The sequence below is a fragment of the Caballeronia terrestris genome (assembly GCF_001544515.1).
GTDB lineage: Bacteria > Pseudomonadota > Gammaproteobacteria > Burkholderiales > Burkholderiaceae > Caballeronia > Caballeronia terrestris.
Genome location: NZ_FCOL02000077.1, coordinates 1 through 17,452, shown reverse-complemented (window position 1 = coordinate 17,452; position 17,452 = coordinate 1). Strand labels below are relative to the sequence as shown.

General features: G+C 61.6%; 16 protein-coding genes and 3 pseudogenes. 4 read left to right on the top strand and 15 right to left on the bottom strand.

Annotated elements, in window-relative coordinates; translation table 11 throughout:
* The 5 genes and pseudogenes from tnpC to AWB67_RS42230 all read right to left on the bottom strand — a co-directional run.
* A partial coding sequence (gene tnpC, locus AWB67_RS30470) for an IS66 family transposase (protein ID WP_087659855.1) occupies positions 1-1,399 on the bottom strand: 1,399 nt, incomplete at its 3' end.
* Positions 1,400-1,454: 55 nt separating this feature from the next.
* Positions 1,455-1,802, bottom strand: coding sequence for an IS66 family insertion sequence element accessory protein TnpB (tnpB, locus tag AWB67_RS30465; protein WP_087659852.1), 348 nt, complete (start codon positions 1,800-1,802; stop codon positions 1,455-1,457).
* Complete coding sequence (gene tnpA, locus AWB67_RS30460) at positions 1,799-2,206, bottom strand: IS66-like element accessory protein TnpA (protein ID WP_235007842.1); 408 nt, start codon at positions 2,204-2,206, stop codon at positions 1,799-1,801. Before tnpA ends, tnpB begins: the two co-directional genes overlap by 4 nt.
* An 85-nt stretch (positions 2,207-2,291) precedes the next feature.
* Positions 2,292-3,125: pseudogene (locus AWB67_RS30455) on the bottom strand (ABC transporter ATP-binding protein); the annotation flags it as partial.
* A 367-nt stretch (positions 3,126-3,492) separates the two neighbouring features.
* Positions 3,493-3,642 (bottom strand): annotated as a pseudogene (locus AWB67_RS42230) (IS6 family transposase); the annotation flags it as partial.
* Positions 3,643-3,652: 10 nt separating this feature from the next.
* Here AWB67_RS42230 and AWB67_RS30450 point away from each other — a divergent pair.
* A pseudogene (locus AWB67_RS30450) lies at positions 3,653-3,900 on the top strand (transglycosylase domain-containing protein); the annotation flags it as partial.
* Between the two features lie 15 nt (positions 3,901-3,915).
* Here AWB67_RS30450 and AWB67_RS30445 read toward each other — a convergent pair.
* The 8 genes from AWB67_RS30445 to AWB67_RS30410 are packed head-to-tail and all read right to left on the bottom strand — an operon-like array spanning position 3,916 to position 10,398.
* Complete coding sequence (locus AWB67_RS30445) at positions 3,916-4,236, bottom strand: non-heme iron oxygenase ferredoxin subunit (protein WP_087659851.1); 321 nt, start codon at positions 4,234-4,236, stop codon at positions 3,916-3,918.
* Between the two features lies 1 nt (position 4,237).
* Complete coding sequence (locus AWB67_RS30440) at positions 4,238-4,606, bottom strand: SUF system Fe-S cluster assembly protein (RefSeq protein WP_087659850.1); 369 nt, start codon at positions 4,604-4,606, stop codon at positions 4,238-4,240.
* 4 nt (positions 4,607-4,610) lie between these two features.
* Complete coding sequence (gene sufU / locus AWB67_RS30435; RefSeq protein ID WP_087659849.1) at positions 4,611-5,060, bottom strand: Fe-S cluster assembly sulfur transfer protein SufU; 450 nt, start codon at positions 5,058-5,060, stop codon at positions 4,611-4,613.
* Positions 5,060-6,328 carry a cysteine desulfurase gene (locus AWB67_RS30430; protein WP_087659848.1) on the bottom strand — a complete coding sequence of 423 codons (1,269 nt, stop codon included), beginning with the start codon at positions 6,326-6,328 and terminating at the stop codon, positions 5,060-5,062. The genes sufU and AWB67_RS30430 overlap by 1 nt, the downstream gene beginning before the upstream one ends.
* Positions 6,325-7,656: a Fe-S cluster assembly protein SufD gene (gene sufD, locus AWB67_RS30425; RefSeq protein ID WP_087659847.1), complete on the bottom strand. Its 1,332-nt coding sequence runs from the start codon at positions 7,654-7,656 to the stop codon at positions 6,325-6,327. The genes AWB67_RS30430 and sufD overlap by 4 nt, the downstream gene beginning before the upstream one ends.
* A complete protein-coding gene (sufC, locus tag AWB67_RS30420; protein ID WP_087659846.1) occupies positions 7,653-8,423 on the bottom strand; it encodes a Fe-S cluster assembly ATPase SufC in 771 nt (256 codons plus the stop codon). Before sufC ends, sufD begins: the two co-directional genes overlap by 4 nt.
* Positions 8,424-8,453: 30 nt before the next feature.
* Positions 8,454-9,902, bottom strand: coding sequence for a Fe-S cluster assembly protein SufB (gene sufB, locus AWB67_RS30415; RefSeq protein ID WP_087659845.1), 1,449 nt, complete (start codon positions 9,900-9,902; stop codon positions 8,454-8,456).
* 37 nt (positions 9,903-9,939) lie between these two features.
* The gene (locus tag AWB67_RS30410) at positions 9,940-10,398 is read right to left on the bottom strand and encodes an SUF system Fe-S cluster assembly regulator (RefSeq protein WP_087659853.1); all 459 of its coding nucleotides are present in this window, start codon (positions 10,396-10,398) and stop codon (positions 9,940-9,942) included.
* 374 nt (positions 10,399-10,772) lie between these two features.
* Here AWB67_RS30410 and AWB67_RS30405 point away from each other — a divergent pair, with 374 nt between their 5' ends.
* Complete coding sequence (locus AWB67_RS30405; RefSeq protein WP_087659844.1) at positions 10,773-13,868, top strand: transglycosylase domain-containing protein; 3,096 nt, start codon at positions 10,773-10,775, stop codon at positions 13,866-13,868.
* 148 nt (positions 13,869-14,016) lie between these two features.
* Here the strand turns inward: AWB67_RS30405 and AWB67_RS30400 are convergent, their stop codons facing one another.
* Together AWB67_RS30400 and AWB67_RS30390 are read right to left on the bottom strand one after the other, a co-directional pair.
* Positions 14,017-14,847, bottom strand: a complete 831-nt coding sequence (locus AWB67_RS30400) for a serine hydrolase family protein (RefSeq protein WP_087659843.1) — start codon at positions 14,845-14,847, stop codon at positions 14,017-14,019.
* Between the two features lie 202 nt (positions 14,848-15,049).
* Positions 15,050-15,856: a class I SAM-dependent methyltransferase gene (locus AWB67_RS30390; protein WP_087659842.1), complete on the bottom strand. Its 807-nt coding sequence runs from the start codon at positions 15,854-15,856 to the stop codon at positions 15,050-15,052.
* A gap of 314 nt (positions 15,857-16,170) precedes the next feature.
* On the opposite strand from AWB67_RS30390, the gene AWB67_RS30385 reads away from it, so the two are divergent.
* Together AWB67_RS30385 and AWB67_RS30380 are read left to right on the top strand one after the other, a co-directional pair.
* Positions 16,171-16,446 carry a CopG family ribbon-helix-helix protein gene (locus AWB67_RS30385; RefSeq protein WP_087659841.1) on the top strand — a complete coding sequence of 92 codons (276 nt, stop codon included), beginning with the start codon at positions 16,171-16,173 and terminating at the stop codon, positions 16,444-16,446.
* Positions 16,443-16,766 (top strand): type II toxin-antitoxin system RelE/ParE family toxin, encoded by a 324-nt coding sequence (locus AWB67_RS30380; protein ID WP_087659840.1) that lies wholly within the window; start codon positions 16,443-16,445, stop codon positions 16,764-16,766. The genes AWB67_RS30385 and AWB67_RS30380 overlap by 4 nt, the downstream gene beginning before the upstream one ends.
* Positions 16,767-17,452 lie beyond the last annotated feature (686 nt).

The window sequence follows — 17,452 nt, the reverse complement described above, 5'->3', positions numbered from 1 at the left end:
CGATCAGGCTGTAGATTATCGCAGCGCTCTCGCCGCCGCCGTCGGACCCTGCGAACAGATAATTCCGGCGTCCAAGAACTAGAGGGCGAATTGAGCGTTCTGCGGTGTTGTTGTCCACTTCGATGCGCCCATCTTCGCAGTAACGCGTCAGCGCCTGCCAATGTGTCAACGAGTACTTGATCGCCTTGGCTATGCCGGACTTCACCGATACCTGCAAGAGCGTTCGTTCCAGCCAGACCTTCAGGCTTATGAGAAGCGGCATCGCACGCGTCAGGCGAACCGATTGACGCACGGCGGGCATTTGTCCGCGGATATCCCTCTCAATTGCGTACAGGGCTCTGATCCGGAGCAGCGCCTCCTCGGCGATCGGAGAGCGGTCTAACTCGAACAAGTCATAGTACTTACGCCGAGCGTGGGCCCAGCAAGCGGCTTCGATAATCTGGCCATCGCGATATAGCGCGGAATACCCGCTATAGGCATCCGCTTGCAGGATTCCGCAATAGCCCTCGAGATGTGCTCTGGGCCTTTCGCCTTTGCGGTCAGGCGAGTACTGGTACCAGACCGCTGGCGGCGCCTGGTTGCCTGCTGGCCTATCGTCTCTCACATACGTCCATAGTCGCGCCGTGCGTGTCTTTCCGCGACCGGGATCTAACACTGGCACCGGCGTATCGTCGGTATGGATCTTTTGCGCCTGCAGGACATACTGACCTATGGCGTCGGCCAGGGGTTCAAGGAGGCGACCTGCTTCGCGCACCCAAGAAGCCAGCGTTGCGCGATCAAGCTCGATGCCTGCACGACGATAGATGCTTGCTTGTCGATACAGCGGGGTATGGTCAGCGTATTTGGAAACCACTACTTGAGCCAGCAGACCCGCCCCGGCCATACCCCTCGCGATTGGGCGGGAAGGAGCAGCAACCTGCACGACTTTGGAACAGCGACCACACGCTAGTTTGGGACGCACGTGCCGAGTCACCTTGAAGTAACCCGGCACATAATCGAGCATCTCGGAAACGTCTTCGCCGAGCGCACGCATATGGGTTCCGCATTCGGGACAGTCACAAGTCGCGGGCGCATGAACCAGGGTCTCACGTGGGAGGTGGTCGGGAAACGTGCGTGGTTTGCGGCGACGAGCAACGGCCTTGTCTGTTTCCTTCGAATCGACCGTTTCGCCTTCGACGGGCAAGTCTGTAGTTGGAACGCTCAGCACCTGCTGTACGGGCAAATCTCCAAGGGCCAGTTCGAGCTGATCCATCAGCTCAGTCATACGCTCCGATGAACGACCGTACTGCCAGCGTTTAAGACGTGCAATCTCAGCCACCAGCTGGGCAATCGTCTCGTCGCGCGAAGCCAGCATGCGCTTGAGGGCGGCGATGTCGTCAGGAAGGGAACTAGCGGGCATGCTTGTTATTTTAAAACATGCCCGCCGCTTCTGAACGCTTGCGCAGAGGCTTTTTTTAAGCTGCTCGAGTAGGCTGCCAGGTCCGTTCAGGCCGTCGCCAGTCAATGCCCTCTAGGAGCATCGAAAGCTGGGCTGCGGAGAGATGAATGCTGCCCGATTCGGCCTGGGGCCAGATAAAACGGCCGCGCTCAAGACGCTTCGCATAAAGATTTATGCCGTCGCCGCTCCGCCACAAAATCTTAATGATGTCACCACGCCGTCCACGAAAGGCGAAAACGTGACCAGAAAACGGATCAAGTTCCAGAGTGGATTGAACAAGAGTAGCGAGGCCGTCCATGCCGCGACGCATGTCCGTAATGCCAGCGGCCAGCCAAATACGGGTACCGGAAGGAGGTGCGATCATACGGGCATCAGACAACGCAGCACTAAACGTAATTGAACGGGGTCGACCCTGCCAGTGAGCCGAACGCGCGCTCCATTGAGCTCGATCTCGATGCTTGCTGCATCACGCGCAGGCCCCTCAGGATTTGCAGCTACCGCCGGGGCCGTGGATGCCTTCGCTTTTACCTCCGTTGGCAAGGTCACAGGGAGTAGCACTGTCGCTTCAGCGCCGCCGTTGCTAAGCAACCCGGCGCGGTATTCGCGGCGCCATTTGAAAACCATATTTGGATTGAGTCCATGGGCCTGAGCCAGTTTAGCCACGGAAACATTGGATTCACAGGCCGCGATCGCGACCTGTCGTTTGTAGGCCGGATCGTAGTTCGGTCGGCCCTTGCGATTCGAAATCTGCATCTCATCTTTAGACAAAGTAGTCCCCGTCACTTATTTGGTGGGGACTACTTTGGACACTATCCAGCTATCTGTACATGCGGCCTTCAGATGACGCTTACCATCATCCGGATGGGTCGGCGTGGGCGCAGGCCTGCTTTAGCGGCTCGCCGAACTGCAGGGCGGCAACCTTCGCATAGAGCGGCGAGCTCTGCAGGAGTTCGGCATGACGGTCTTGCGCGACGATGCGGCCTTGCTCCAGCACGACGATGCGGTCGGCTTGTTGCACGGTAGCGAGGCGGTGAGCGATGACCAGCGTGGCGCGATTCTGCGCCGCATTGTCCAGCGCCCGTTGCACCAGCCGTTCGCTGGCAGCATCGAGCGCGCTGGTGGCCTCGTCAAGCAGCAGGATAGACGGATTCTTCAGGATCGCGCGTGCGATCGCGATGCGCTGATGCTGTCCGCCAAAGAGCCGTACCCTACGCTCACCGAGAAACGTGTCGTAGCATTGCGGCAGTTCTTCGATAAAGTCGGTCGTAGCGGCCATTTCGGCGGCCCGCTGGACTTGCGCGAGGGTGGCTTCGGGGGTGCCGTAGCGGATGTTGTCGAGCAGGCTGCCGGAGAAGATAACCGATTCCTGCATTACCACCCCGATATCCGGGCGTAACTCGGCGAGCGGCACGTCCCGCGTCGGCACCCCGTTGATCAGGATGCTGCCGGCCTGCGGGTCGTAAAATCGCAGCAGCAGTTGGAACAAGGTGGTCTTGCCGGCGCCGGACGGTCCGACCAGTGCCACATGCTCGCCCGGGCGGACGTTGAGCGAGATGCCGGAGAGGGCGGCGGCGCCGGGGCGGGACAGATACGAGAAACCAACGTTGTCGAGGCGGATGCAGTCCCCGCGCGCCGGCAGCGGCTCGGCGGCCTCGGCCTGCGCCACCGGCGTGGCCCCGGCCAATACCAGCGAAACGACGAATAGCGCCAAGAAATAGCGGTCGATGTGCCGATGTGCGCCCGGTTGCCGCCGGCGAAGCCCCGGTAGATCAGGTATTTGAAGGTCACTGGCAACGCCAGTGTCGCGCCCGCCGCCGTCACCAGCGCCGCGAAGGCGAGCGCCCAGCGCGCCCGGCATAAGGGCGCAGAAAGGGCAGCAGGGCAAACAGTGGAGCGACACGCGCCGAAGGCGGGGTAGCGTCTGGCATGAGGATTCCTGAGCGGCTCGAGGATCACCTCGATTGCGCCAGTCCTGCGGATTCGAAGTATTGCCGTAGGCACTGTCGCAGTAAGGACCGCGGACGGAATTGGCGTGGAGGCCGAACGGATTGCACGGCAAGGTAATAGAACTGTTGAGCAGCAGACGGAGCTTGGCCACGCTCGCCCTTCAACTGTCCTTTGCGCAGCATGTACATCAGTTAAATTCCATCCAGAATGATTCGCGCGCAGCGAAATGACTTGAAACCCAGCATTGGCCGGATGATGGTTATCAGGCGGCCGGGCGGCAGCACGCTCGCCACGCAGATCGAAAAATTCCGCCACTCGCCGGGCGGCCGTCCGAGAAACTGCGGCAAATCGCTTTGGCGTCCGTGCGCGCCTATCTGAACGGACCGCAGACACTGCCTACGCGCAGGCAGATCGTCGTGCGATATCTCAACTCGGTGCCGCTTGCCGCGAAGCCCGGCATCGGAACGATCAACGGCATCGGCGATGGCGTCTCCGCGTGGTTCGGCCGCGACTTCGCTTGCCAGGTGCAGCTAATCCCAGCGGTCGTCTTTCACCTGCACCTTGCCTTCCAGGACCCGAATCGGAAACGTTGCCACCGGTTCATAGGCGGGCGGCGACAGCGCCGCGCCGGTGATGAGGGAAAAGCGCGCTCCGTGGCGCGGACAGATGATTTCCGAGCCTTCCACTTCGCCTCCGGAAAGAGGTTCGGCCTCGTGGGAGCAGACGTCTTCGATGGCGTGGTAGCTGCCGCCTACGTTGAATACCGCGATCCGCACCCCGTCGATATCGACGGTGCGGCATGTCCCAGGCGTAAGCTCCTCGGCCAGTGCGACATCGATCCACTCAGTCATGTCAGAGGAGTCCGAGTTCCAGGCGCGCCGCTTCGCTCATCCGATCTTTCGACCAAGGCGGGTCCCACACTAATTCAACCTCGACTTCACTCGCATCGCTGACGTCCATGACCGCGCTTTCTACCGTCGCGGGGAAGGTCTGCGCGACTGGACAGCCCGGGGCGGTCAGCGTCATGCAAATGCGCACCTTGTGGCTGGCTTCCTCCACTTCCACCGCGTACACCAAGCCCAGATCGTAGATATTGACCGGAATCTCCGGGTCATACACGGTACGCAACGCCGCGATCACCTGGCCTTCCAGGCCCTCTGGGTCGGTCTGGAGCTTAACCTCGCATTGCTCGGCCTTGTGCAGCCAATCGATCATGCTCATCGTTTCACTCCGTCGAAACCGGTTCGGTCTTGTTACGCAACGCCGCTTGCAGCGTGTGCCAGGCCAAGGTGGCGCACTTCACTCGCGCCGGGAACTCGCACACGCCGCTCAACACCTCAAGCTTGCCTAACGGCACGCTCGCCTGTGCCGCTTTGCCCCCGGTCACTAGCGCATGAAAACTGGAGAACAGCGCCTGCGCCTGTGCCTCGGTCTTACCCTTCAGCGCTTCCGTCATGAGCGAGGCCGTGGCGGTCGAGATGGCGCAGCCCGAACCCTCGAAGCTCACGTCCTCGATCACGCCATCCGTGACTTTCAGGTACAGGGTGAGCCTGTCGCCGCACAGCGGGTTGAAGCCCTCGGCGCTGCGGTTCGCTCCTATCAGCCGCCCGAAATTATGGGGGGTGCGACTGTGGTCGACGATGACGTCCCGGTAGAGATCTCGCAAGTCAGACATCAGGCGAATACCTCTTGTGCTTTGCGGACGGCGCGGAACAACGCATCCACTTCTTCACACGTGTTGTACAGTGCAAAGGAGGCGCGCACCGTGGCCGGTACGCCAAACCGCGCCATCACGGGCATGGCGCAATGGTGGCCGGTACGCACCGCCACGCCTTCAAAATCGAGAATGGTACCGACGTCATGGGGATGCACACCATCCAGGGTGAACGAGAGGATGCTCGCCTTGTCTGTGGCCGTCCCGATGATGCGCAGGCCGACGATCTCGCTCGCCTGCGCGGTGGCGTAGGCGAGCAGCCCGTGCTCGTGGGCGGCGACGGCCTCGAGGCGGACCGCACTCACATAGTCGATCGCCGCGCCGAGACCGATAACGCCAGCGATGTTGGGCGTGCCTGCCTCGAACTTGTAGGGCAGGTCGTTGTAAGTGGTCTTGTGGAATGTGACCTCGCGAATCATGTCGCCGCCACCCTGATAAGGCGGCATCACGTCCAGCAGCGCGGCCTTGCCGTAGAGCACGCCGATGCCGGTGGGGCCGTAGAGTTTATGCCCCGAGAAGGCGTAGAAATCGCAATCGAGTGCCTGCACGTCTACCTTGAGATGAGGCACAGCTTGAGCGCCATCGACCAGTACCGGAATGCCCTTGGCATGCGACAGATCAATGATGTGCTGCACCGGGTTAACGGTGCCAAGCGCGTTAGAGAGATGGGTCACGGCGACCAGCTTTGTGCGCGGGCCAAGCAAACGCGCGAATTCTTCCAGCATCAGCTTGCCGGTATCATCGATTGGTGCGACTTGCAACATGGCACCCGTTCGCTCGCACGCCAGTTGCCACGGGACGATGTTGGAGTGGTGCTCCATCGCGGTGATCAGGATCTCATCGCCGGGCCGCAGGCGCTGCCCATAGCTCGCCGCCACGAGATTGATGGCCTCGGTCGTACCGCGTACGAACACAATCTCTTCGCGTTTGGCCGCGTTGATGAAGCATTTCACTGCCTCGCGCGCTGCCTCGAATGCGTCGGTCGCCTGCTGGCTCAGGCTATGCACGCCGCGGTGGATGTTGGCGTTGAGCGCGGTGTAGTAATGCGCTTCACACTCAATCACGCTTTGCGGCTTCTGGCTGGTCGCGGCGTTGTCCAGGTAGACCAGAGGCTTGCCATCGACCGTCTGGCGCAGGATCGGGAAATCCTGGCGCAGCCGGGTGACGTCCAGGGGACCAGTCGCTACCGCACGCTCCCGCACTGTCAGTTCGTTCGCTGCGGTGCTCATAGCAGTTCCCTCACTTGCTCGGGTAGCTGGCCGAGTAATAGCTTCTCCAGCCGCGATCGCAACGGGGACAGGCTTAACCGTTCGACGACATCCCTGGCGAAGGCAAAGGTCAGCAGGGCCCGCGCCGATAGATCGTCCACCCCGCGCGAACGCAGGTAGTAGATCTGGTCGGCGTCGAGCTGGCCGACGGTCGCGCCGTGACTGCATTTGACGTCGTCGGCGTAGATCTCCAATTGGGGCTTGGTGTCAACCTCGGCATTCTCGGACAGCAAGAGGTTGTGGTTTGACTGGTGCGCATCGGTCTGCTGGGCATCGGGATGCACGACCACCTTGCCGTTGAACACGGCGCGCGAGGCGCCAGCCAATACGCCTTTGTAGAACTCGCGGCTCTTGCCGCGCGGCTTGGTGTGGTCGATACGGGTGTGATGGTCGACATGCTGCCGGTCGCCCGTCATGTACAGCCCGTCAAGCGTGCATTCGCTGCGCTCGGCATTGAGCCCGACATTGATGTCGATCCGCGCCAACTCGCCGCCTAGGGCAAACGAGCTGGAGGCGAAGCGGCTGCCGTGCTGCTGGTCCACATTTACGCCTGCGATATGGAACGCCTTGAGGCTCTCCTGTTGCAGCTTGTGATGCTCGACCTGTGCGTCGTGCGCGGCGATGATCTCGGTGAGGGTGTTGGTGGAATAGGCCAAACCGTAGGTACCCACGTGGTGCTCGACGATTGCAACGCGGCTCCCTGCGTCCGCAATCACGACATTGTACTGATGTGTTACCAAGCCGGGCTCGGTGGCAAGGAACAGCAGGTGAATCGGCTTTCCGAGCGCGGCACCTGCCCCCAAGCGGATATAGGCACCGTCGGCCATAAACGCCGCGTGCAACGCCGCGAAGCCAGACGGATAGTTGTGCGCGCGGCGGCAAATCAGGTCTTCGAGGCGCTCTGGTTCGCGCTCCAACGCGGCGGCGAGACTGGTGAGCGTCACGCCGGAGGGCAGGGCGCCGAGGCGCGACCATTGCGGCTGGTGTCGGCCATTCACGAATACCAACAGATGCGTGTCGGGCAAGGCGAGCGTTTCGCTTTGCACCCCCACCGCAGCGGTCGGGCCGTCGTCCGGATGCTCCGGTGCCACGGCAAAGCGGCTACTCTTAAGCGCGGCCACGCTTGTGTATTTCCATTCCTCTTGACGTCGCGTCGGAAATCCGGCTTGCGCGAAATGTGCCAGCGCCTCTTTGCGCGCGCGCGTCAACCAAGGCAGGCGTCGACCAGGCAGGATGGCCTCGACGCGGGTGAACTCGGCGATATAGTGTTCCAGTGCGGTCACGCTCACGGGGCGGCCTCCGCTTGGGTGGCCGCCTGCGTGTCGGTCCAGGCATAGCCGCGATTCTCCAGTTCGAGCGCCAGTTCGCGCCCGCCGGACCTCACGATGCGACCCTGTGCCATTACGTGGACCTGGTCCGGCACGACGTAGTTGAGCAGCCGCTGGTAGTGGGTCACGAGCACGATGGCTCGCTCGGAACTGCGCATGGCGTCGATGCCATTGGCGACGATTTTGAGCGCGTCGATGTCCAGGCCAGAGTCGGTCTCATCAAGGATGGCGAGCCTGGGCTCCAGCACTGCCATCTGCAGGATCTCGTTGCGTTTCTTTTCGCCACCAGAAAAACCTTCGTTCACCGACCGGTAAAGCAGGTTTGGGTCCATCTCCATGAGCTTGAGCTTATCCTTCACCAGCGCGAGGAAGTCCATCGCGTCCAGTGCCTGCTCGCCGCGGTGCTTGCGGATCGCGTTGAGCGCCGCCTTGAGCAGGTAGATATTGGAGACGCCGGGAATTTCCACCGGATACTGGAAGGCCAGGAAGATGCCCGCCCGTGCCCGCTCCTCGGGCGGCATGTTAAGCAGATTCAGGGCGTCGTAGCGGACTTCACCGTCGGTCACGACGTAGCGGTCTCGCCCGGCCAGCACATAGGCGAGGGTGCTCTTGCCCGAACCATTCGGGCCCATGATGGCGTGCACTTCGCCGGCCTTCACGGTGAGATCGATGCCCCGCAGGATCGGCTTGTCGTCGACGGCGACGTGTAGGTTTCGGATTTCAAGCATTGTCGATCCTCGCTCTGATGCGGGCGCCCCTTAACCGATACTGCCTTCCAGGCTCACGCCCAGCAGCTTCTGCGCTTCCACTTCGAATTCCATCGGCAGCTCCTTGAACACCTCCTTGCAGAAGCCATTCACGATCATCGATACCGCATCCTCGGCAGAGATGCCGCGGCTTTGGCTATAGAACAGCTGGTCCTCGCCGATGCGCGAGGTGGAGGCCTCGTGCTCGACGCGGGCAGTGGGGTTCTTGACCTCGATATACGGGAAGGTGTGGGCGGCGCATTTGTCGCCCAGCAGCAAAGAGTCGCACTGCGAGTAGTTGCGCCCGCCAATGGCGCTTTTCGCCATCTTCACCAGCCCGCGGTAGGTATTCTGCCCGTGGCCGGCCGAGATGCCCTTGGAGAGGATCGTGCTCCTCGTGTTCCGGCCGATGTGGGTCATCTTGGTGCCGGTGTCCGCCTGCTGGTAATGGTTGGTCAACGCGACCGACGAGAACTCGCCAACCGAATTGTCGCCCCGCAGGATGACACTTGGGTACTTCCAGGTGATCGCCGAGCCGGTCTCCACCTGAGTCCACGAAATCTTCGAATGGGCGCCGCGGCAGTCGCCGCGTTTGGTGACGAAGTTGTAAATGCCACCTTTGCCTTCCTTGTCGCCTGGATACCAGTTCTGCACGGTCGAGTATTTGATCTGTGCGCCTTCCAGGGCAATCAGCTCCACCACTGCGGCATGCAACTGGTTCTCGTCGCGCATTGGCGCGGTGCAGCCTTCGAGATAGCTGACGTAAGCCCCCTTGTCGGCGATGATCAAGGTGCGCTCGAACTGGCCGGTCTTTTGGGCATTGATACGAAAGTAGGTCGACAACTCCATCGGGCAGCGCACCCCGGGCGGGATATAGCAGAACGAACCGTCGCTGAACACCGCCGAGTTGAGCGTGGCAAAGAAGTTGTCGGTATAGGGCACGACCGTGCCAAGGTACTGCTGGACCAGGTCGGAGTGCTCCCGCACGGCCTCGGAAAACGAACAGAAAATGATGCCGAGTACGCCCAGTTTCTGCTTGAAGGTGGTCGCCACCGAGACGCTGTCGAACACCGCATCTACGGCGACCCCCGCAAGCAACGCGCGCTCCTGCAGCGGCACACCCAATTTCTCGTAGGTCCGAAGCAGTTCGGGATCGACCTCATCGAGTGTCTTGGGCCCGGCCTTCTGGGAGCGCGGTGCGGAATAGTAAGCGATGTCCTGGTAGTCGATGGGCGGATGCTTCACCGACGCCCAGTGCGGCTCGGACACGGTCAGCCAGTGCCGATAGGCCTTGAGGCGCCACTCGCGCATGAATTCCGGCTCGTCCTTCATGGCCGAAATCATGCGGATCACGCCCTCGTTCAGACCACACGGCACCGTGTCCGTTTCCACGGACGTGTAGAAGCCATGTTGGTAGTTTTGGCTGATCAGTTCGTCAAGTTTGTGTGCTGGGGTCGCCATTTTCTGCCTTCGGTTACCGCGTTATCGCCTCGATGCCTCACTTCGGCGCGTGCGGCTTCCAGGTGCGAAGCGCACCAATATTCACCGGGTGGAACGTCGGTTGCATCATGTCTGTCAGCGTCACGTCGTTCAGGGCATGAAAAATCACCTGGTTGATGCGTTGCCAGTTCGCGCGGATGGAACACCAGCCTTCCTGTACGCACAAGCCGGCCGTGATGCTGCACTCGGTCATGCCGGCAGGTCCCTCCATCGCATTGATCACCTGGGCGATCGAGATTTCGCCCGGCGGTCGCGCCAACACGTAGCCGCCTTTGGCGCCGCGCAGCGACTGCAGCAGGTTTTGCCGCGCCAGCATCTTCAGGATCTTGCTCGCCGTTGGCACCGGCACGCCGATCGCGACCGCCACCTCGGTGGCACTACAGATGCGATCAGGCTCGCGCGCCATGTGGGTCATGATCACCGTGCCGTAGTCGGTCAGTTTGCTCAGTCTCAGCATGGTCGCCACCGTTATTCTTCAATGAATACCATTTTAGTCCTATATTGTCCCGGCAGACACAATTCTTGTGGATGCCCGTTGGCATCGGTTCATGCAGTTCGTCCGTTCCATCAAGTCTGCGAAACGCCGGCATTCACGTAAGCCGGCTTAGCGCACAGATTGCGCCCGTCGACGACCAGCCCGCCGCTGCCGCAGCGTTTGCCTTGAGCAATTTGCCAATCGTCCTTTGGCACATGTGTATCGATCGCAAGTTTGATCGATGATGTCGGCCCAATCCAACAAGTCGGGTAAGTCGCGGCGGGCTGGCCCCCTTTTCGGGGCTAGACTATCGACGGGTGCAATTGCAATTCGGCAGCTGTCTGGGAGACACCGCCATGAATCGGCCGGTGGTTCGAACTTCCCCTCGTGCAACCGGCATTTTCCCGGTCTGGCGATGGGGCAAATGGCTGTTGGTCGTGGCATTTTTGCTCGCGTGCGTCGTTGCCGCCCGCATGGCGCAGATTGAAATCCAGACATCGCAGCGGCAGGCGAGTTATCTCTCCGAACTGGGACGCGATATCGCCTTCACCGTCGCCGATGGCCCGAGCACCAGCATCCGGTTTTCCTCGACGGGCCCGTACGACGTGCGTCTCGGTTACGCATCGCTGCCGTCCTTCGAGCAACACCTGAACGCACGCGGTTATCAGGTCACCGCTCAGGCACGCGACTCCGCCACGATGGCGTCGCTGGCGGACCGTGGCCTTTTCCTGCCTTACGACGAAAAGGACCAAGCGGGACTCATGCTGCTCGACGCCCACGGCGCGCCGCTTTTCAGCGCAAGCTATCCGAACCGGATCTACACGAGCTTCGACGAAATCCCGCCGCTCGTCGTCAACGCGCTGCTCTTCATCGAGGACCGCAACCTGCTCGACACGAGCCAGCCGAACCGTAATCCGGCGATTGACTGGAGCCGTTTCAGCCGCGCGCTGATCGACCAGGGTGTGCGCGTGATCGACCGGCATCAGCCGAGCCCAGGCGGCAGCACGCTCGCCACACAGATCGAAAAGTTCCGCCACTCGCCGGGCGGGCGCACCACGACGCCGGCGGAGAAGCTGCGCCAGATCGCATCGGCCTCGGTGCGCGCCTATCTCGACGGACCTCAGACGCTGCCCGCGCGCCGGCAGATCGTCGTGCGTTATCTCAACTCGGTGCCGTTTGCCGCGAAGCCAGGCATCGGCGAGATTAGCGGCATCGGCGATGGGCTGGCGGCGTGGTACGGCCGCGACTTCGACGAATTCAACCGGATCCTGAACGCGCCGCCTTCTGTCGACATGCTGGACGCGCAGGCGCTCGCGTTCAAGCAGGTGCTGTCGCTGATGATCGCGCAGCGCGCGCCGTCGCATTTCCTGCGCCCCGGGAACCGGGAGTTCGAGCGCCTGACCGACAGTTACCTGCGCCTGCTCGCCGCCAACGGAATCATTTCCCCATCGCTGCGCGACGTCGCGCTCAAGGTCTCGCTCGAACTGAATCGCGCGTCCGCCGTGCGCCCGCCGGTATCGTTCGTCACGAGGAAGGGCGTCACCGCGCTGCGCGCGAATCTGCTCGCCACGCTCGGCGTGGCGAATTTCTACGATCTCGACCGGCTCGACCTCACGGTCACCGCCACGCTCGACAACACGGTCCAGCAGGCCGTCAGCGAAAGGCTCGCGCGCGCCGCCACCCGCGATGGCGCACAGGCGGCCGGGCTGTATGGCTTTCATATGCTGCGCCCGCAGGACGATCCGTCGAAGATCGCCTACAGCCTCACGCTGTTCGAGCGCCGCGACGGAGTGAACCTCGTGCGGGTCCAGACGGACAGCGTGAATCAGCCGTTCGACATTAACCAGGGCGCGCGCCTGAACCTCGGCTCGACGGCGAAGCTGCGCACGGTGATCACGTACCTGCAGATCGTCGCCGCGCTGCATGCGCGCTATGCGTCGATGAGCGTGGCGGAACTGCGCGGCGTAAAGTCCGACAAGCAGGATGTGCTGACGCGCTGGGCGCTCGATTACCTGTCGCATGCCTCGGACCCGTCGCTGCGCGCGATGCTTGATGCCGCGATCGAGCGAAAGTATTCCGCGAGTCCCGGCGAGACGTTCTACACGGGCGGCGGCGCGCAGGCGTTCAACAACTTCGAGTCGAGCGACAACGGCCGCATCCTCACCGTGCATCGCGCGTTCCAGCACTCGGTGAATCTGGTGTTCGTGCGGATGATGCGCGACATCGTGCACTACCAGATGGTCCAGAGCGCGGGACCGGCGTCGCAATGGCTCGACGATCCTGCGGCACGCCATGCCTATCTCACGCGTTTCGCCGATCAGGAAAGCCGCGTGTACATGAACCGCTTCTACGCGAAGTATCGCGGCAAGACAGGCGATGTAGCGCTTGCGGTCCTGCTGCGCGACGTGCGCAAATCGCCCCCCAAGCTCGCGACCGTATTGCGTAGCGTGGCGCCTGACGAGCCGCAAGCATGGTTCGACGCCCGGATGCGCGCCGCGCTGAAGGGCACGAAGGCGGCGACGCTGTCAGACGAAGACCTCGCGAAGCTCTACGGCAAATACGGCATCGACAAGTTCAACCTGAACGATCGCGGCTATATCGCGAGCGTGCATCCGCTCGAACTGTGGACGGTCAATTACTTGCGGAACCACCCGCTCGCGAGCGCGAACGAATTGCAGGAGGCGAGCCGCGACGCGCGTTTCACCGCGTATTCGTGGCTCTTCAAGACGCGCTATCACGCGACGCAGGACCGGCGCATCAAACGTATGGTCGAATTGCAGGCATTTACGGAAATCGGCAAGTCGTGGCGCGCACTGGGCTATCCGTTTGCGTCGCTGACGCCGTCGTACGCAGCGGCGATCGGTGCGTCTGGCGATCGGCCGGTTGCGCTCGCACAACTGATCGGCACTGTCGCGAGCGACGGAAAACTGCTGCCGACGCAGAGCATTGCCAGCCTGGAATTCGCGAAAGACACGCCCTACGAAACCCGCTTCGCTCGCGCATCGACGGCACCGCGCACCGTTTTGTCGCCTGAGATCGCCGATGTGATTCATCAATTGTTGCGCGACGTCGTGCTCGGCGGTACAGCAAAGCGCTTTGCGAACGGCATGACGTTTCCCGACGGCCGGACGCTCGAAGTGTATGGAAAGACGGGAACCGGCGATCAACGCTTCAATGTCTTCGCGCGCGGCGGGCGTCTGATCGAATCGCGCAAGGTCAATCGGACCGCGACGTTCGTCTTCGTGATCGGCGATCGCTTCTTTGGCACGCTGACCGCATACGTGCACGAACCGTATGCGGCGCGCTATGACTTCACGAGCGCTCTATCGGTGCAGTTGCTGAACTCGCTCGCGCTGGCGCTTCAGCCATTGCTGGACGGCGATAGAGATCCGATGATCTTCTCTTCAAAGACAAGCGAGAATAACAACAACGCGTCCAATGCTCGCCCGTGAATTCGTCTCCATGACTAATGGAAATACCGCCGTGTGACTGAGCGTCCGACGATCCAGATTCCCTGGCGCCCGTTTCACGCCGAGCCTGTCATACCGTCCAGTGGCGTAAGCTTGCATAGGTCGTTGTTTGAGTCAGGTCAAGCTGTTGTCAGATAACTCTCTGGGCGCTTGAACGGTGGTTGCGGTGTAGCTTGGCGGTCGTATGCTTGTTCGTCGGCCCATGTGCGTTCGACGCCGATTTTACCGAATACGCGATGAGCCGCAGTTGGTTGCCACGCGGCACGGCCATCCCCTTATGGCGATGCATTGATGTGTTCACATAATGCGCCCGTGGTCCGATGACCGGCGTCGCGTTACCTTCCAGCCAATTCCGAATCGACATCAAGTCGGTTGAGCGCGCAGCCGAAGTCGGCGCGCCCATCAGTGCGACAATCACCGGGCCGTTTGCCAGATCGGCCTCCACCGCGATGCAGCGGCCCGCTTCGTTGGTAAATCCGGTCTTTGAGATCGCGATGTCCCACCCCGGCCGGCCCACCAGCGGATCGCTGTTGCGATAGTGCAGCGTTCGTGCACCAACCTTTTCCATGTAATTCGACAGCGTGGTGAACTCGCGGATCAGCGGATAGCGTGACGCAGCATCGGCCAACCTGACGACATCGCGTGCGGTAGAGACATTGTGTGGCGACAGTCCGGTGGGGTCTTCGAAGTGGCTATGCGCCATGCCCAATTCACGGGCTTTTGCGTTCATGCTCCGGATGAAGGTGGCCTGGCCACCCGGGATGTTGCGGGACAGCGCGGCCGCCGCGCGGTTTTCCGACGACATCAGCGCGAGCCGCAAAAGGTCTTCGCGATCGAGCGTGGCACCGACCGGAATGCGGGAAGGCGAATGCTTGAGCCGATCAACATCGGAGCGATCGATGTTCAGCGCCTCGCCCAGGGCGGGGGGTTTGGTCGTTGCAATCGCGGTCGCACAGGGCAACGACCTTGCAGCCCTTGACCTTCTTGTGCCCCGCTGAAGCCGAGGTTGTCGCCGCCCTTCTTGGCCGCGCTCGTGGTGCCATCGCCGTGAATAATGCTCGTGCCCAGACGATTCACGACGAGAGGCAGCAGACGGGCCAAGAACTGCCTCTCGGCTCGCCAGCCGCCGCCCATCTCGGCAGCCCGTTATCTGTGTCGCCGCGTCAGCGACGATCTCGTAAAACGACATGCACCAGGCAAGGCAAATCGTTCTGTGCGAGCGGGATCAGACGAAACAAGTCCTCAAGCAGCTTCGGCCAGCCATGGGGCGTCCGGTAGTCCACGAGCTTCAGCTCAGCGATGCGCGGAGACCAACTCCGCAAGCTCGACTCGATCTCGTTGCGGTTGATGCCCCAGGGCATCGGGGGCAAACGAAAATGCGGCGTCTGCCTTAACCCCCACAAGGTTAACTGAGAGAACCAGCGTGGGATAACGTCAAACGCGATTTCGGCCGTTGGAAAACGCTCTACGATCTGGACGAACAGGCGTCTCACCGCATCCGGTTCAAGGTACATAAGGAGACCCTGGACCACGATAAAAATGTCGGACGATGGGTCAATCTTATCCATCCAGTCCGAGTCGAATGCACTCGCGGCGACGTGACGAAAGCGCTCGGTCGGGGCGAGGAAGCGCTCGCGCAACTGGATGGCCGCCGGCAAATCGACCGACAGCCAGCGCATCCGACCATTGTCGACCCGTCGCGCCTGGGCTTCGAGGCCTTCTCCAAGTGACACGACAAGCCCGTCCGGATGGCGTTCAAGCCAGCGCCGCAAGAGATGATCGATTTCCGCCGCTCGAGCCGCGAACGATCCGGGGGGATGGCCGAAATGGTGCTCGAAATCGTAATCGATTGCCTCGCACATGCGCACGCTGTCCGGATCGACCAGCACGCCGTCGGGACGTCGTGCTTCACACGCCCGGTCGTAAAGCGTCCACAGCATCGTTTCCGCTATACCGTCCAGACGGGGCATCACGCGCTTCCTTCGGTTGCCTCGGTGATCACCCACGGGCCCCTCCTGCCCAAGCCTCACCGCCGGGACGCCGGTTGTCAAAGCGCATTGAGACGTCCGCAATTCGCGGTCGCATCGGCGTGAGGCTTTCCTGCACCAAGCGTGCCGCCGAACTGGTCAGTTGTAAAGGATGTGCGGGTCATAACTGGAGGAGGCAATCTCCGATACGCTCGTGCGACCAGGTTTGCGGGAAGGCACAAGCCTTCAGACGATTCGCCACAGTCACTTTAATGTTTTATAATAGAAGCTATTGAAAACGCATAATAGGGGTAGTAATGACCGCAACAGTAACAACCCGGACCCTGACTGCGCAGGTACCCGTGGCGTTGGCCGAGGAGGTTGACGCCCTGGCCGAGCAGATTGAACGCCCGAAGCAATGGATCATTAAGAAGGCCCTGATCGCGTACCTGGCGCGTGAAAAGGAAAAGCGACGTCTGATCCAGGAGGGCTTGGACGACGTTGACGCGGGCCATGTGGTTTCGATGGAGCAAGCCGAAGCGTGGGCGGATAGCCTCGGGACGCAAAAGGAACGGCCGGTGCCGCATGCATGACCGTGCCTGTTGAACTGACCAGCAAGGCGATGTCTGACCTCGCTCAGATCGCTGATCACGTCAAGCTTTACAACGATGTCACAGTGGCGCGAAAGGTAGTTAAGGCACTGTTGGCCGAAGCGAAGAAGCTGGGCGAGGACCACCACCACCGGCTTGGGGAAGAACTGGATGGATACGACGGCCCGCCGCCCCGCGAGGTTCACAAGTGGGTGTGCTTGGGCGGGCGATACGAAATCCATCTCGAAATCAAGCCTGCGTACGCCGATCCACCCACCACAGTGTTTGTGCTCCGGGTATGGGACACGAGGCAGGACCGCTGACCAATGGCCATGGCACAGGGGGCATTCCCCCGCTCGCGCGGTGTGTGACCGGGGCAAGTTGCCTTGCACCCGCTCATGCGGACGTAGCCAGACTTTGCACATACTAGGGAGGACCCGGGCCCGAGACGATGCCACTGAACGGCCTAGGGCCCGGGAGATCAGCGGGCGGCCGGAAGCCCTCTGAACTCATTGATACGCCCACCGGCGTGGAGGTTGTCGCTCGGCTGCTCGGTTCACTCGAGAGCGGCTCTTATCAATTGGGCGATGCGTCGGCACCCCACGAAAGGCGCGGGCTGGGTGAAACACAAATACTTTCGCGTAGAGGGGAACCGTACCTGGGCATTTACTGCCCGGTCACAAGCCCACGGGGTAACCCGGCTGTTTCGGGCGGCGGCGGTTCCGATTGTCCGTCACGTGAAGGTACGTGGCCAGGCCAATCCGTTTGACCCCGCGTGGTCGTCTTACTTTGCCCGCCGTCGAACCACGATTGACGATTGATTGCCCGGTACCAACGCTGGTGCTGGTGAATGGCTTGAGCCGGATGCGGGGCGACTCGCACGTCCGGTTCTTAGGGGGCGGTGGCGCAGTAATGCGCTACCGCTACCCGACATCGGGGTGGACAGCCAAACGGGGCTGACACACAGCGCCGTGGTGACAGCAGCGAACGTGCACGACAAGCATGCGCT